The sequence below is a fragment of the Pseudomonas juntendi genome (genome assembly GCF_021560075.1).
In the GTDB taxonomy this organism is placed as follows: Bacteria; Pseudomonadota; Gammaproteobacteria; order Pseudomonadales; family Pseudomonadaceae; genus Aquipseudomonas; species Aquipseudomonas juntendi.
This window is the reverse complement of record NZ_CP091088.1, coordinates 2,267,897-2,284,176: the sequence shown is the minus strand read 5'-3', so window position 1 is coordinate 2,284,176 and position 16,280 is coordinate 2,267,897. Positions and strand designations below refer to the sequence as shown.

The following is a 16,280-nucleotide window of genomic DNA, read 5'->3' as shown; positions in this document are numbered from 1 at the left end:
GTGTAGTGGCTTTGGCGCCGACACACCGGCGCCCACAGGGCGCTGGGGTGCGGGCGCCAAAGCCGGCATCAGTCTTATTTGCGAATGATGTTGTGCTCCGGCCCATACGGGAACCGGGTGATGTTTTCGGCACCGCTGTCGTTGACGATCAAGATGTCATGCTCGCGATAGCCACCGGCCCCAGGCCGGCCTTCGGGCAGCATGATCATCGGCTCGATCGACACCACCATCCCCGGCTCCAGCACTGTGTCGATGTCTTCACGCAGTTCAAGCCCGGCCTCGCGGCCGTAGTAATGGCTCAAGGTGCCGAATGAGTGGCCATAGCCGAAGGTGCGGTATTGCAGCAGGTCATGGCGCAGGAAAATGTCATTCAGTTCACGGGCAATGTCGCTGCAGCGCATGCCTGGGCGCACCAGTTTCAGTCCGGCTTCGTGCACCTCGACGTTGGCCTGCCATAGCCGCAGGTGCGCCTCCGGGCAGTGGTCGAGGAACAGCGTACGCTCCAGTGCGGTGTAGTAACCGGCGATCATCGGGAAGCAGTTGAGGCTCAGGATCTCCCCCTTGCCGACCCGGCGGCTGGTGACCGGGTTGTGTGCACCGTCGGTATTGAGCCCGGACTGGAACCAGGTCCAGGTGTCCATCAGTTCGGCATCCGGGAAGCGTCGGGCAATCTCGCGCACCATCGCCTGGGTCGCGTGCAGCGCCACCTCGTACTCTGGCACCTGGTCGCGCAGTGCCTCGACCACCGCAGCCCCGCCGATATCGGCTACCTGCGCACCGTGGCGGATCAGCGCCTGTTCCTCGGCCGACTTGATCATGCGCATGCGCATGCAGGGCGCGCCGATATCCACCAGTTCCGCTTTCGGATAGCAGGCCGCGAACTTGGCGTGGTTCTGCAGGTTGAGGTGGTCGTACTCCACCCCGATGCGCGAGGCCAGGGGCAACGCCTGCTGGATCGCGACGAAGTAATTGTCACGTTGCCAGTCGGTGTAGACGATGTTGTCGGTACCGACCGTACGCCGCCACGGTTGCCCGCCATCGATATTGGCGCTGACCGAGACGACCTTGTCCTGGGTAACGACCAGCGCATAGGGGCGGCCGAACGAGCAATAGAGGAAGTCGCTGTAGTAGTTGACGTTGTGGTACGAGGTGAAAATGGCCGCTTCGATGTCGTGTTCCGCCATGTACGCCCGCAGCCGGGCGTGGCGGGCGGCATATTCCTGGGCAGAAAAGGTCGGCTGCACCTTGTTGCCGTTGCGGATTTTCAGGGTCTTGGGCATTTGCATGGTCGGGTTTCCTTGTCGTTGTGAGCACGCTGTTCAGGCCGGCCGCCTGAGAAGCATTGCAACAGAACCGACAAGGGCACTTTTGTATCTATCCGACCTGGAGTTGGCGGGATCGCCAATGGCAACGGGGGCTGCCCGGCAGCCCCCGCAGGTTCCTCACTTCAGGTCAAAACGGTCCAGTTCCATGACCTTCTCCCAGGCGGCAACGAAATCGCGCGCGAACTTGGCGCCGCCATCACTGCTGCCGTACACCTCGCTCAACGCCCGCAATTGCGCATGCGACCCAAACACCAGGTCGACGCGGCTTGCGCTCCATTTCACCTGCCCGCTCTTGCGGTCGCGGCCTTCGAACGCTTCGTTGTCTGCCGAAGTCGGCTTCCACTCCACGCCCATGTCCAGCAGGTTGCGGAAGAAATCGTTGCTCAGGGTACCGACCTTGTCGGTGAACACGCCCTGTTGGCTCCCCGCATGGTTGGCACCCAACACGCGCAGCCCGCCGATCAGCACGGTCATTTCCGGCGCGGTCAAGGTCAACAGCTGCGCCTTGTCCAGCAACAACTTCTCGGCTTTGACGCTGTAGCGGCCCTTGCTGAAATTTCGGAAACCATCCGCCAGCGGCTCCAGCACGGCGAACGATTCCACGTCGGTCTGTGCCTGCGTAGCATCGGCACGGCCCGGGCGAAACGCCACGCTCAGGTCATGACCGGCGTCCTTGGCGGCCTTCTCCACGGCAGCGGCACCGGCCAGCACGATCAAGTCGGCCAGGGAAATGTGCTTGCCGCTGGCAGCGAACTCGGCCTGGATGTGCTCAAGCGCGGCAACGACCTTGCCGGTGCCCTGGTTGGCCACCCAGTCTTTTTGCGGTGCCAGGCGCAAGCGACCACCGTTGGCACCGCCGCGCTTGTCAGAGCCCCGGAAGGTCGATGCTGCAGCCCAGGCCGTGGCCACCAGCTCGCCCACGCTCAGGCCCGTGGCCAGCACCTTGGCCTTGAGCGCGGCAATGTCCTGCTCGCCCACCAGCGGGTGGTCGACTGGCGGGATCGGGTCTTGCCACAGCAGCTCTTCATTGGGCATTTCCGGGCCCAGGTAGCGCGCCAGCGGGCCCATGTCGCGGTGGATCAGCTTGTACCAGGCGCGGGCGAAAGCATCTGCCAGTTGCTCAGGGTTGTCCTTGAAGCGCTTGGCGATAGGCCCATAGACCGGGTCGAAACGCAGCGCCAGGTCAGACGTGAGCATCGACGGCGCGTGGCGTTTGGCCGGGTCGTGGGCATCCGGTACGGTACCCGCGCCTTTGCCCTCCTTCGGTGTCCACTGGTGGGCACCTGCGGGGCTTTTGGTCAGCTCCCACTCGAAGTCGAACAGGTTGTTCAGGTACTCGTTGCTCCACTTCGTCGGCGTCGAAGTCCAGGTCACTTCAAGGCCGCTGGTGATGGTGTCGCCGCCCTTGCCGGTACCCAACCTGTTGGCCCAGCCCAGGCCCTGCAGTTCCAGCCCAGCGGCTTCCGGCTCGGGGCCGACATTGTCGGCCGGGCCGGCACCGTGGGTCTTGCCGAAGGCATGGCCGCCGGCGATCAGCGCCACCGTTTCTTCATCGTTCATGGCCATGCGGCCAAAGGTTTCACGGATGTCCCTGCCCGAGGCGACCGGGTCGGGGTTGCCCTCCGGCCCTTCCGGGTTCACGTAGATCAGGCCCATCTGCACAGCGGCCAGCGGGTTTTCGAGGTTACGCTCGCCACCGAGGTCTCGGCTTTGTTCCTGCGGGTGCTTGGCGGGCTCTGCCACCAGATCCCCTTGCCCTGGCGGCTGGGCCTTGACCTGCTCCTTGCCATAGCGGGTATCGCCACCCAGCCAGACCTTTTCCGAGCCCCAGTAGACATCTTCGTCCGGCTCCCACACATCGGCGCGGCCGCCAGAGAAGCCGAAGGTCTTGAAGCCCATCGACTCCAGCGCCACGTTGCCCGTGAGCACGATCAGGTCGGCCCAGGAAATCTTGTTGCCATACTTTTGCTTGATCGGCCACAGCAGGCGCCGTGCCTTGTCCAGGCTGACGTTGTCTGGCCAGCTGTTGAGCGGTGCGAAGCGTTGCTGGCCAGAGCCTGCGCCACCGCGGCCATCGGCAATGCGGTAGGTGCCGGCGCTGTGCCAGGCCATGCGGATGAACAGCGGGCCGTAGTGGCCAAAATCGGCCGGCCACCAGTCCTGCGAATCGGTCATCAACGCCGTCAGGTCTTGCTTCAGGGCCTGGAAGTCCAGGCTTTTGAAGGCCTTGGCGTAGTCGAAGTCCGGCTCCATCGGGTCAGACTTCGACGAGTGCTGGTGCAGGATTCTGAGGTTGAGCTGGTCAGGCCACCAGTCACGGTTGGTGGTGCCGCCACCTGCGGTTTGATGGAACGGGCATTTCGATTCGTTCGACATCTGCGGGTACCTTTAGGTCGATTATCCAGATTTCCGGTCTGTGCCAGATGTTCGCTCAGCCGAGCAGGCGCGCGTGCCATGCCTGATCAGGTGTAAACGGGGGCTTGCGAAGCTGTCACAACAGGTGGGTGCGGTCTTGCACGGGGGTGCTGCCCCCACCGGTGCGCGGAATTCGCGGGGCCAGGGGAAAGACTAGCTGAGCCTGGGCGCAGGTCTAATAGAGCGGCTGTTTGGCCGCGATAGGTTGGCTCTTTCAGCGCCGCAGCTTCAGCCACCAGGCCGCCGGCACATCCATACAAGGCACGACGCGGCGGCCCATGCTTCAATACAGCGCAAACCCTTTAGCTCCGGAACCCAAGCCTCATGAACCGCAACGACCTGCGCCGCGTCGACATGAACCTGCTGGTGCTGTTCGAAGCCTTGATGATCGAACGCAACCTCACCCGCGTTGGTGAAAAGCTGTTCATCACCCAGTCCACCGTCAGCGCCGCCCTCGCCCGCCTGCGCGAACTGTTCGACGACCCCCTGCTGATCCGCAGCGGGCGCGCCATGGAGCCCACGCCACGGGCGATGCAGATCTTCGCGGAGCTGGGCCCGGCCATGGATGTGATTTCCGCGGCCATCAGCCGCGCCCGCGAGTTCGACCCGGCCAGCAGTTGCAACGTCTTCCGCCTGGGGCTGTCGGACGATGCCGAGTTCGGTCTGTTTCCGGCCTTGCTGCAAGCCCTGCGTGAAGAAGCGCCGGACATCAGCGTGGTGGTCCGGCGGGCCAACTTTCTGTTGATGCCGGGCTTGCTGGCCAGCGGGGAGATCTCGGTGGGAGTGAGCTACACCACCGACCTGCCGGCAACCGCCAAGCGCCGCAAGCTGCGCGATATCGGCGTGCGGGTGCTGCGCGCCGACGATCGGCCGGGGCCGCTGACACTCGACGAATACTGTGCCCGGCCGCATGTGATGGTGTCGTTTTCCGGTGACATGAGCGGCAACATCGACCTCGACCTGGCGCGGATCGGTCGATCCCGCAAAGTGGTGCTGGCCGTGCCGCAGTTCGGCAGCCTGCGCGCCCTGCTGCGCAACACCGAACTGATCGCCACGGTACCTGACTACGCTGCCTGTGCACTGGTCGAGGACAGTTGTCTGCGCGCCGACCCTGCACCGTTCGAGATCACCGAGGCCGAGCTGTCGATGGTCTGGAGTGGCGCCCAGGACAACGACCCGGCCGAGCGCTGGCTGCGCGAGCGCATCATGCAGTTCATGGCCAGCCAGCCTTGACGATGGCCAGGCTTACTTGCCCCGCTGCATCCACGCCGCCCCCAGGCCGCTGAGGCAGATCACCGCGATACCCACCAGGCTCAAGGTATCCGGTACCTGGCTGTACACCACCAAGCCAAGCAAGCCGGCGAACACGATCTGGCAATAGCTGAACGGTGCCAGCAACGCGGGTGCCGCATGGCGGAATGCCTGGGTCAGCAACAGGTGCGCGGTCATGCCGAAACCGCCCAGCGCCAACATCAGCAAGGCATGGTCCCAGCGCGGCACTTCCCAGAAGAACGGCACCAGCGCACTCATCGCCAGCGTATTGCACAGCCCCGCATAGAAGTTGCTGGTGGTGGGGCTGTCATGCGCGGCCAGAATACGCGTCAGCAACTGATAGAAGCAGAAGCCCAACGCCGAGCCGAACGGGAACAGAATCGCCGGGGTGAACATGGCCCCACCCGGGTGCACCACCACCAGCACGCCGATGAAACCCAGCACCACCGCCACCCACTGCGCCACGGTAACCCGCTCTTTGAGCAATGGCGCCGACAGTGCGGTGACCAGCACCGGGGCCAGGAAGTTGACCGCCGTTGCCTCGGCCAGTGGCAGGTACTGCAAGCCCGTGGTGAACAGCAGGCTGGTGCTCAGCAGGCTCAAGGCACGCAGGGTCTGCAACAGCGGGCGGCGGGTACGCAGCACGTTCAGGCCGGCCTTGGGCAGGAAAATGCCGGCCATCAGCAGGGTATGCACCACATAGCGCGCCCATACCACCATCACGATCGGGTACAGGCCGCCGAGGAATTTGGACAAGGCATCGTGGCTGGCGAACAGGAACGTCGCAACCACCACCAGGGCGATGCCACGCAAGGGTTTGTTGACGCCGGACAACGGTGTACTGGAACTCATGGCTCTCTCGATGACGACGCCGCCATAGGCCGCGCCAGGGGGATGACCGCGCAGGCGGAGCCTGGCGGATGCAACAGCAGGGATTCTAGAAGAGATGCCGCAACATAAGGAAGTTCATTTGCCCCAGGCCGGGGCCGAACGCATTTTCCGTTCGCTGATCGACCACTTTGCGCGCCGCGCGCATGGCCCGTGCCGCAGTGATCATCGACCATGGAGCCTCACCCGGCACACTGTACAAGGAATTGACATGCAAAGGCTTACAACCCGTAACGGCCTGAAACTGCCTGCCCTGGGCCTGGGCACCTGGCCAATGACCGGCAGCGCGTGCACCCAGGCCGTGCGCCAGGCATTGGAGTTAGGCTACCGGCACATCGACACGGCCACCGCCTACGAGAACGAAGGCGCCGTCGGCCAGGCCCTGCGCGACAGCGACGTTCCGCGCGAGCAGGTCCACCTGACCACCAAAGTCTGGTGGGACCGGCTGCAACCCAAGGCCATGCGCACGTCGCTGGAAGCCAGCCTGCGGGCACTGGGTACCGAGCAGGTGGACCTGTTCCATATTCACTGGCCCGGCCAGCATGCAGACCTGGCCCGCAGTATCGAGACCTTGGTGGCCCTGCGTGAAGAAGGCAAGGCACGCCACATTGGTGTGGCCAACTTCCCCTTGGGCTTGCTACGCGAGGTCGTGGAACAGCACGGGGCGCCGTTGTCGGCGATCCAGGTGGAGTACCACGTGCTGCTCGGCCAGCAGCCGCTGCTCGATTACGCCCGTAGCCATGATCTGCTGCTCACCGCCTATACCCCGCTGGCCCGCGGCCAGGCGGCGGCGCACCCGGTGATCCAGGCGATTGCCGGCAAGCACGGCGTACTGCCCAGCCAGGTGGCGCTCAAATGGTTACTGGACCAGGACGGTGTGGCGGCGATCCCCAAGGCCAGCAGCCGCGAAAACCAGTTGGCCAACCTGGCGGCGCTGAACGTGCAACTGGATGACGAGGACCGCGCTGCGATTGCCGAACTACCGAAAGACCAGCGTGTGGTCAGCCCGCCCTTTGCCCCGGACTGGAATAGCTGACCGGGGGCCGCGCCGGTGGCGCTCAGTGCCAGGCGCCACTCACCAAGTGATTGAGCAATGCGGGCTGGTCTGGCAGGTCAATGGCCCGCACTGGGCGGTGCCGTCAATCCTGCTCGGCAAACGCCTGCCCGGCATCCCAACCACCGCCTAGCGCGGCCACCAGTTGCACACTGGCCACCAGGCGCCCTTGCAACAGGTTCAGCACACTGCGCTCGTTACTCAGCGCCGTGGCCTGCACATTGACGACGTCCAGGTAACCGATCAAGCCTGCGCGGTACTGGTTTTCGGTCAGGCGCAGCGACTCACGGGCGGCATCCAGCGCCTCCTGGCGCACCACGGCTTCATCACCGTACACCTTCAACTGCACCAGCAGGTTTTCCACTTCCTTGAAGCTGTCCAGCACGGTCTGCCGGTACTGCGCCACGGTCTGGTCATACACTGCCACGGTGCGGTCAACCTCGGCACTGCGCTTGCCGGCGTCGAACAGGGTCAGCGCCAGTTGCGGCCCCACCGACCAGTAGCGGTTGGGCAATTCGATCCAGTTGTTGAAACTGCTGCTGGAATACCCCCCATTCATGCTCAGGCTAAGGTCCGGGAAGTACGCCGCCCGCGCCACGCCGATATTGGCGTTGGCAGCCATTACATTGCGCTCGGCCGCAGCAATGTCTGGCCGACGCTCGAGCAATTGCGAAGGCAGTGACACCGGAATGCGCGGCAGCGCGGGGATAGCCTTGCTGTCGGCCAGGTTGAAGTCGGCCGGGGGTTTGCCCAGCAACACCGCAATGGCGTTCTCGAACTGCGCACGCTGCCAGATCAGGTCGATCAGGTCAGCCTGGGTGCTTTTCAGCTGGGTGCGCGCCTGGGCAACCGCATCGGGGCCGGCAACACCGGCGCGGTACTGGTTTTCATTCATCCGCAACGAACGCTGGTAAGCGGCCACGGTCGCCTCGAGCAAGCGCTTCTGCTCGTCGATCACCCGCAGTTGCAGGTAGTTCTGCACCAGTTCCGACTGCTGGCTCAAGCGGATCGAGGCGAGGTCGGCGAGGCTGGCTTGGGCACTGGCCTGGTTGGCACTCAGGGTTTCCCGCAACTTGCCCCACAGGTCGATTTCCCAGCTCACGCCCAACTGCGCATTGTAGGTGTCGCGTATGCCGCTGCTGTTGTTGGACAGGCTGGAGCTGGAGCTGCCAGTACCCTGCGCCGAGCGGTTCTTGCTGGCGCTCAGGTCAAGGCTGGGGAACAGCGACGCACGGCTGCTGCGCACCAGCGCCTGGGCCTGGCGGTACTGGGCTTCGGACTGCGCCACGGTCTGGTTGCTGCGGTTCAGTTCCTCGACCAGCGCATTGAGCCCGGCGTCGCCATAGATTTCCCACCAGGCGCCACGGGCGATGGCATCGGACGGTGTGGCCTGGGTCCAGCCCTCGGCGTGTTTGAACTGCGCCGCCGTGCTGTCCAGCGCCGGGCGCTGGTAGTCCGGGCTCAGGGTACAGGCATTGAGCATGGCCACGCACAACCCGGCGCTGAGCAGGCGCGAGCCACGCCCGCGGGTCAACGCCTGCAGGCCACGGTGCAGTGGGGAGTGGGCAAATGTCATAGCGGGGTTTCCATGGCGGCGTCGGTGCGCACACCGCGCCAACGGTTGAAGCGGTGGCGCAGGCGGTCGAGGTACAGATAGACCACCGGCGTCGTGTAAAGGGTCAGGATCTGGCTGAACACCAGGCCACCGATGATGGTCAGGCCCAGCGGCTGGCGCATTTCGGCGCCTTCGGCCTGGCTTAGCAGCAGCGGCAAGGCACCGAGGATGGCCGCCAAGGTGGTCATCAGGATGGGCCGCAGGCGCAGCAGGCACGCGCGGCGAATCGACTCTTCCGGAGACAAGCCCTGATGACGCTCAAGCTGCAGGGCCAGGTCGATCATCAGGATGGCGTTCTTCTTCACCACACCAATCAGCAGGAACAACCCCAGCAGCGAAATCAGGCTGAACTCGCCACCGGTCAGGTACAGCGCCAGCAAGGCACCGACGCCGGCCGACGGCAACGTGGAGAGAATGGTCAGCGGGTGAATGTAGCTTTCATAAAGAATACCCAGCACCAGGTACACCAGCAGCAATGCACCCAGGATCATGAACGGCTGGCCCTGCTGGGTCTTGGCAAAGGCATCGGCGCTGCCGCCGAGCTTGGCGATCACCCCCTCCGGCAGGCCCAGGGTCGCAACTGCCCGCTCTACCGCGGCCAGGGCCTGGTCGGGGCTATAGCCTTCGGCAATGTCGAAGGCGATGTCTTCGGCAGCGAACTGGCCTTCGTGGCTGACCCTGTCGTTGGCCAGGGTATTTTCGTAGTGCGCGATGGTCGACAACGGCACCCGGGCACCGTCCGCGGTGATCACCTGCACTTGTTCGAGGGTGCTGGGGTCCCAGGCGTATTTCGGGTTGATTTCCAACACCACCTGGTACTGGTTGAGGCTGTCGTAGATGGTGGAAATCTGGCGCTGGCTGTAGGCGTTGTTCAGCACCGTGGTGACCATGTCCATGTCGATTCCCAGCCGCTTGGCCTGGTCGCGGTCCACCACCAGCGTCACCTGCTGGGTGCCACCCCCATCGCGGGCGTCGATGGCAGTCAGCTGCGGCAGCGCGCGCAGCGCAGCGACCACCTTCGGGAACCACTCGCGCAACGCCGCCAGGTCGCCGCTTTGCAGGGTGTACAGGTACTGCGACGAGGTCTGGTCACGCCCGCCACCCCCCAATTGCAAGTCCTGGTCGGCCATCAGGAACAGCCGCCCACCCGGCACCTTGGGCATCTCTTTGCGCAGGCGCTCGATCACTTTTTGCGCGTCCAGCTTGCGCTCGCTGATCGGCTTCAGGCGCACCAGTATCATGGCATTGTTGGTGCCGCTGTTGCCGCCGATGAAGCCGGCAACGCTCTGCACCGCAGGGTCGGCGAGCAAGGCGCGACGGTAGGTTTCCATCTTCGGCTGCATCACGCTGAACGACAGGCCATCGTCACCGCGGATAAAGCCCATCAGTTGGCCGGTGTCCTGCTGGGGCATCAGCGTCTTGGGCACCACCACGTACAACGCGATATTCAGGCCAATGGTTGCCAGCAGGCTGAACAGGGTCAGGCGCTTATGGCGCAGGGCCCAACCCAGGCTGCGGTCATAGGCGTCGACCATGCGCAGGTGGAGCTTGTCGCTCCAGCGTTGCAGGCGGGTCTGCTCGGCGTTGTGCGGCCTGAGCCAGCGCGCGCAGAGCATCGGCGTAAGGGTCAACGACACCACCAGCGACACGATGATGGCCGCCGCCAAAGTGATGGAAAATTCCTGGAACAGGTTGCGCACGATGCCGCCCATGAACAGGATGGAAACGAACACCGCCACCAGCGAGACGTTCATCGACAGCAAGGTGAAGCCGACTTCCTTGGCACCCAGGAAGGCCGCCTTCATGGGTGGCTGGCCGTCTTCGATGTGCCGGGAAATGTTCTCCAGCACCACGATGGCATCGTCCACCACCAGGCCGGTGGCAAGGATCAGCGCCATCAATGACAGGTTGTTGAGCGAAAAACCACACAGGTACATGACAGCGAAAGTCCCCACCAGCGATACCGGCACCGCCAGGCTGGGGATCAGCGAGGCGCGCAGGCTGCCGAGGAACAGGTAGACCACCAGGATCACCAGCACCACCGCGATCAGCAGGGTGTGCTCGGCCTCCTTGAGGCTGGCATTGATGACCGGCGACCGGTCCATGGCCACGTTCAGTTGCACGCTGGCGGGCAGCAGCGACTGCAGGGCCGGCAGCTGCGCCTTGATCTGCCCGACTGTCTCGATGATGTTGGCGCCAGCCTGGCGGTTGACCACCAGCAGCACCGCCGACTGGTCGTTGAAGAAGCCACTGTTATAGCGGTTCTCGACCCCGTCGGTAATCGCAGCCACGTCGGACAGACGCAGGATGGTCCCGTTCTGCTGGCGAATGACGATGGGCTCGTAGTCCCTGGCCTTCTCCAACTGGTCGTTGGCGCGCACCTGCCAGTTGCGCTCGGCGTCTTCGACAAAGCCCATGGGCCGGCGCTGGTTGGCGTTGGCCACCGCGGTGCGCACTTCGTCCAGTGACAGACCGTACTGGTTGAGCAATTGCGGTTCGACGGCAATGCGCACCGCCGGCAACGAGCTGCCGCCGATCTGCACCTCCCCTACCCCGGACACCTGGGCCAGGCTCTGCGACAGAATGGTGTCGGCCAGGTCGTACAACTGCCCCTTCTGCAACACGTCCGAGGTCAGCGAAAGCACCATGACCGGCGCCTGCGACGGGTTGATCTTCTTGTAGGTAGGCATGCTGCGCATGCCGCTGGGCAGCAGGTTGCGGGTGGCATTGATGGCCGCCTGCACTTCACGCGCCGCACCGTCGATATCACGGCCTATCTCGAAACCGATGATCACCCGCGTCGAGCCCTGGTTGGAGCTGCTGGTCAGGGTGGTCACGCCAGCGATGCTGCCCAGCTTGCGCTCCAGTGGCGTGGCCACGGTAGAGGCCATGACCTCGGGGCTGGCACCGGCCAGGTTGGCCGACACCACGATCACCGGGAAGTCCATTTCCGGCAGTGGCGCAACCGGCAGCAGCTTGAAGCTGACCCCACCCAGCAGCATGATCGCCAGGCTCAGCAGCATCGTCGCCACCGGGCGACGAATGAACGGCCCCGATAGATTCATGCTTCGGCCTGCTTCGCGCTATCGGCCGGGCGCCAGCGGCGCGCCAGGCGGTCGAAGTACAGGTAGATGACCGGGGTGGTGAACAACGTCAGCACCTGGCTGACCAGCAAGCCACCGACCATCACCAGGCCCAGCGGCTGTCGCAGCTCGGCGCCGGAGCCTGTGGCCAGCATCAGTGGCACGGCCCCGAACAGCGCCGCCAGGGTGGTCATCAGGATTGGCCGGAAGCGCAACAGCGCCGCCTGGTAGATGGCGTCTCGGGGGCTCATGCCTTGATGGCGTTCGGCTTCGAGGGCGAAATCGATCATCATGATCGCGTTCTTCTTGACGATGCCGATCAGCAGGATGATGCCGATGATCGCGATCATGCCCAGGTCGTTGCCGCTGATGAGCAAGGCCAGCAAGGCGCCGACGGCCGCCGACGGCAGCGTCGAGAGGATGGTCACCGGGTGGATGTAGCTCTCGTACAACACGCCCAGCACGATGTACATGGTGACCACCGCTGCCAGAATCAGCAGCAAGGTGCTCGACAGCGAGGCCTGGAAGGCCTCCGCCGCCCCCTGGAAGCGGGTTTGCACCCCCAGCGGCATGCCGATTTCCTTCTGGACCTGCTCGATCACCTGCACCGCTTCACCCAGCGACGCGCCATGGGCCAGGTTGAAAGACAGGGTCACGGCCGGGAACTGGCCAATGTGCGAGATCGCCAACTGGGCCTGGCGCTGCTCGATGCGCGCCAATGCCGACAGGCGTACCTGGCCGCCATCGGCAGCCTTGACGTGGACCGACTCCAGCGCCTGCGGGCCGATCACCGCGGCATCTTTGGCCTGCAGCACCACGCGGTACTGGCTGGCCTGGGTGTAGATGGTCGAGATCTGCCGCTGGCCAAACGCGTCGTACAAGGCGTTGGTGACCTGCGACACGGTGATGCCCAAACGGCTGGCCATGTCGCGGTCGATGACCAGGTACACCTGCAGGCCTTTGTCCTGCAGGTCACTGGCCACATCGGCCAGCTCAGGGCGCTGCTGCAGCGCCTGCACCAGTGTGCCGCTCCATTGCGCCAACAGGTCGGCATCGGGCGACGACAGGCTGAACTGGTACTGGGTGCGGCTGACGCGGTCTTCGATGCTCAGGTCCTGCACCGGCTGCATGAACAGGCGAATGCCCACCAAACGGTCGACTTGTGGCTGCAGCCGGCTGATCACTTCGCTGGCCGTGACGTCGCGTTCGCCGTGGGGCTTGAGGTTGATCAGCAAGCGACCGCTGTTGAGCGTGGCGTTGTCACCATCGACACCAATATAGGACGACAGGCTTTGTACGGCCGGGTCCTGCAGGATCACCTTGCTCAAGGCCTGCTGGCGCTCGCTCATGGCGGCGAACGAAGTGGACTGCGGCGCTTCGGAGATGCCCTGGATGACCCCGGTGTCCTGCACCGGGAAGAAGCCCTTGGGCACCACCATGTAGAGGAACACCGTTAACGCCAGGCTTGCCACCGCCACCAGCAACGTCAGCGGCTGGTGCCTGAGCACCCATTGCAGGGCGCTGCCGTAGTGTTTGATCAGCCAGTCGATCCAGGCGCCACTGGCACGGTAGAACCGGCCCTGCTCTTCTTCCTTGGGTTCACGTTTGAGCAGGCGCGCGCACATCATTGGCGTCAGGGTCAGCGACACCACCAGGGAAATCAGGATGGCCACCGCCAGGGTGATGGCGAACTCGCGGAACAGGCGGCCGACCACGTCGGCCATGAACAGCAGCGGGATCAGTACCGCAATCAGCGAGAAGGTCAGCGATATCAGGGTGAAGCCAATTTGCCGGGCGCCCTTGAGCGCGGCCTGCATGGGCGTTTCGCCCTCTTCGATATGGCGGGAAATGTTCTCCAGCATGACGATGGCGTCGTCGACCACGAAGCCGGTGGCGATGGTCAGCGCCATCAGCGTGAGGTTGTTGACCGAGAAGCCGGCCAGGTACATCACGCCGAAGGTGCCGATCAGCGACAGCGGTACCGCAATGGACGGAATGAGGGTGGCGCTGGCCCGGCGCAGGAAGACGAACGTGACCATGACCACCAGCACGATGGCGATCAGCAGTTCGTGCTGGACATCCTTGACCGCGGCACGGATGGTCTGGGTACGATCGGTGAGCACCGACACATCCAGGCCCGCAGGCAGGTTGTCGGTGATCGACGGCAGCAGCGCCTTGATGCGGTCTACCACTTCGATCACGTTGGCACCCGGCTGGCGCTGGATGTTGAGCAGTACCGCATGGTTTTCGTTGGCCCAGGCTGCCAGGCGCTCGTTCTCGGCACCGTCGACGATTTCGGCCACGTCCTTCAGGCGCAGCGGGGCACCGTTGTTGTAGGCCAGGATCAGGTTGGCGTATTCCTCGGGGGAGCGCAGCTGGTCGTTGGCGTCGAGCATCGACACGCGGGTGGGCCCGTCGAAGTTACCCTTGGGCTGGTTGACGTTGGACGCGCCGATCAGCGTGCGGACATCTTCAAGGTTCAGGCCATTGGCCGCCAAGGCATCGACATTGACCTTGATCCGCACCGCCTGGCGCTGGCCCCCGGCGATGCTCACCATGCCAACGCCGCTGATCTGCGCAAGCTTCTGCGCCACCCGGGTATCGACCAGGTCGTTGAGCTTGGGCAGCGGCATGGTCTTGCTGGAAATGGCCAAGGTCAGTACCGGCGTGTCGGCCGGGTTGACCTTGTTGTACACCGGCGGCGCCGGCAGGTCGCTGGGCAGCAGGTTGCTGGCGGCGTTGATCGCGGCCTGTACCTGCTGCTCGGCAACGTCCATGTTCATGTCCAGGTTGAAACGCAGGGTGAGCACCGATGCGCCGCCGGAGCTGGTCGAGGCCATTTGCTCAAGCCCGGGCATCTGGCCGAACTGGCGCTCCAGCGGCGCGGTCACCGCGCTGGTCATGACCTCCGGGCTGGCGCCGGGGTACAGGGTCATGACGCGGATGGTCGGGTAGTCCACCTGCGGCAAGGCAGAAACCGGCAGCAGCTTGTAGGCGATCAGGCCGGCTAGCACGATGGCCAGCATGCTCAGCGTGGTGGCGACCGGCCGCAGGATGAACAGGCGCGAGAGGTTCATGCGCCCGCCTTGCCTGCTGCGGCACCAGGCTGCGCTTGCCCTGGCTGGCCCTCACCGGCATCTGCCGACCCTTTGGCATCCTGGCCCTGCAGTTTCTGGCCTGGGGTCGTCGGCACCTGCGAGCTGTTTTCGACCACCTCGACCTTGGTGCCCTCGCGCAGGCGGTCGGTACCTTCCAGTACCAGGCGGTCGCCGGCCTTCAGGCCATCGAGGATGACGCTGTGCTCGCCATCACTGGCACCGACCTTGAGCTTGCGTACATTGACCGTGCTCTGGTCGTTGACGACGTAGGCGAACGTGCCGTCGTTACCGAACTGAATGGCTGCCGCCGGGGCCATGACCACCTGCTTGAGGGTGTCGGCCAGCAGACGCACGTTGACGAACTGGTTGGGGAACAGGGCCAGGTCCTTGTTCTCGAAGCGGCCCTTGAATTTCAGGGTGCCGGTGGTGATGTCGATCTGGTTGTCGATACTGGCCAGTACCCCCTTGGACTGCAGCTTGCTGTCACTGCGGTCCCAGGCCTCGACCGGCAGGCTGGCGCCGCTGCGGTAACGCTGCAGCACGGTGTCCAGTTCGGTTTCCGGCAAGGTGAAGGCAACGCTGATGGGCTCGGTCTGGGTGATGACCACCAGGGCATTGGTGTCGTTGGCCGCTACCAGGTTCCCCAGATCGAGTTGGCGCAGGCCCACCCGGCCGTTGATCGGGGCGCGGATCTGGGTGAACTCCAGGTTTAGCCGGGCATCGTTGACTTGCGCCTGGTTGGTCTTGACCAGGCCCTGAAACTGCGCCACCTGGGCCTCGGCCGTGTCGAGGGTCTGCTTGGCGATACTGTCTTCGGCGTACAAGCCTTTGTAGCGGGCCAGGTCGACCTGGGCGTTCTTCAACTGCGCCTGGTTCTGTGCCAGCGTGCCTTCGGCCTGCTGCAGCGCGATCCGGTAGGTGCGCGGGTCGATTTCGGCGAGCAGGTCGCCGGCCTTGACCTGCTGGCCTTCCTTGAAGTGGATTTTGAGCAGCTCGCCTGCCACGCGGCTGCGTACGTTGACCGTGTTGGTCGCAGTCACTGTACCCAGCGCGTTGTAATACAGCGGGAAGTCACCCACGGTCACGGGTTCGACGCGCACAGGCACCGGGTCGGTTGAACCACCGAAGCCCGGGCGGCCGCCCATGCCCATCCCTTTGCCACCACGCCCGCCGCTGGCGTCCTTATGCCCAGGCGTTGCTGCAGGCCACAGCCACCAGGCCAGCGCAGCCACCAGCAGCAGGATCAGCAGGCCGAGCAGCCAGCGACGAGGGGAACGGGAATTGGACGCTTGCATGGGTTGAACGAACCTTGTTCGGAATGACGGCTTGGGGAGGGTGAACGATAAGCACTGGCATCGTTTTAGCAAAGCGCCTTTACCAGAGGTTTACCTTTGGCTGACGTTGCCAAGATGCGGAATTTTAAATGAAAACGGCCCGGAACGTGTTCCAGGCCGTTACAGGGTGTTGCTTGGAGCGCGCTGAGGGCTGTGGGGCTCCACAGAACGAGCGCCGCCCGCGCGGCGCATCGCG

At 64.3% G+C, this 16,280-nt stretch carries 9 protein-coding genes; 2 read left to right on the top strand and 7 right to left on the bottom strand.

Annotation, left to right across the window (positions count from 1 at the left end; translation table 11 throughout):
• Positions 1-74 precede the first annotated feature (74 nt).
• Together L1P09_RS10550 and katG are read right to left on the bottom strand one after the other, a co-directional pair.
• Positions 75-1,286 carry a M24 family metallopeptidase gene (locus L1P09_RS10550; RefSeq protein WP_029886918.1) on the bottom strand — a complete coding sequence of 404 codons (1,212 nt, stop codon included), beginning with the start codon at positions 1,284-1,286 and terminating at the stop codon, positions 75-77.
• A 156-nt stretch (positions 1,287-1,442) separates the two neighbouring features.
• Positions 1,443-3,701 carry a catalase/peroxidase HPI gene (gene katG / locus L1P09_RS10545; protein ID WP_154211648.1) on the bottom strand — a complete coding sequence of 753 codons (2,259 nt, stop codon included), beginning with the start codon at positions 3,699-3,701 and terminating at the stop codon, positions 1,443-1,445.
• A gap of 363 nt (positions 3,702-4,064) precedes the next feature.
• On the opposite strand from katG, the gene L1P09_RS10540 reads away from it, so the two are divergent.
• Entirely contained in the window at positions 4,065-4,973 is a 909-nt protein-coding gene (locus L1P09_RS10540; RefSeq protein ID WP_009682409.1) for a LysR family transcriptional regulator, read from the top strand.
• Between the two features lie 12 nt (positions 4,974-4,985).
• On the opposite strand, the gene L1P09_RS10535 is transcribed toward L1P09_RS10540, so the two are convergent.
• Positions 4,986-5,864: a DMT family transporter gene (locus tag L1P09_RS10535; RefSeq protein ID WP_054905884.1), complete on the bottom strand. Its 879-nt coding sequence runs from the start codon at positions 5,862-5,864 to the stop codon at positions 4,986-4,988.
• 247 nt (positions 5,865-6,111) lie between these two features.
• On the opposite strand from L1P09_RS10535, the gene L1P09_RS10530 reads away from it, so the two are divergent.
• Positions 6,112-6,936, top strand: coding sequence for an aldo/keto reductase (locus L1P09_RS10530; RefSeq protein WP_054905885.1), 825 nt, complete (start codon positions 6,112-6,114; stop codon positions 6,934-6,936).
• A gap of 103 nt (positions 6,937-7,039) precedes the next feature.
• Here the strand turns inward: L1P09_RS10530 and L1P09_RS10525 are convergent, their stop codons facing one another.
• The 4 genes from L1P09_RS10525 to L1P09_RS10510 are packed head-to-tail and all read right to left on the bottom strand — an operon-like array spanning position 7,040 to position 16,045.
• The gene (locus L1P09_RS10525; RefSeq protein WP_054905886.1) at positions 7,040-8,530 is read right to left on the bottom strand and encodes an efflux transporter outer membrane subunit; all 1,491 of its coding nucleotides are present in this window, start codon (positions 8,528-8,530) and stop codon (positions 7,040-7,042) included.
• Entirely contained in the window at positions 8,527-11,634 is a 3,108-nt protein-coding gene (locus tag L1P09_RS10520; RefSeq protein ID WP_154211647.1) for an efflux RND transporter permease subunit, read from the bottom strand. Before L1P09_RS10520 ends, L1P09_RS10525 begins: the two co-directional genes overlap by 4 nt.
• A complete protein-coding gene (locus L1P09_RS10515; protein WP_192439940.1) occupies positions 11,631-14,729 on the bottom strand; it encodes an MdtB/MuxB family multidrug efflux RND transporter permease subunit in 3,099 nt (1,032 codons plus the stop codon). Before L1P09_RS10515 ends, L1P09_RS10520 begins: the two co-directional genes overlap by 4 nt.
• Positions 14,726-16,045, bottom strand: a complete 1,320-nt coding sequence (locus L1P09_RS10510) for an MdtA/MuxA family multidrug efflux RND transporter periplasmic adaptor subunit (RefSeq protein WP_235768794.1) — start codon at positions 16,043-16,045, stop codon at positions 14,726-14,728. Before L1P09_RS10510 ends, L1P09_RS10515 begins: the two co-directional genes overlap by 4 nt.
• Positions 16,046-16,280: the final 235 nt, after the last annotated feature.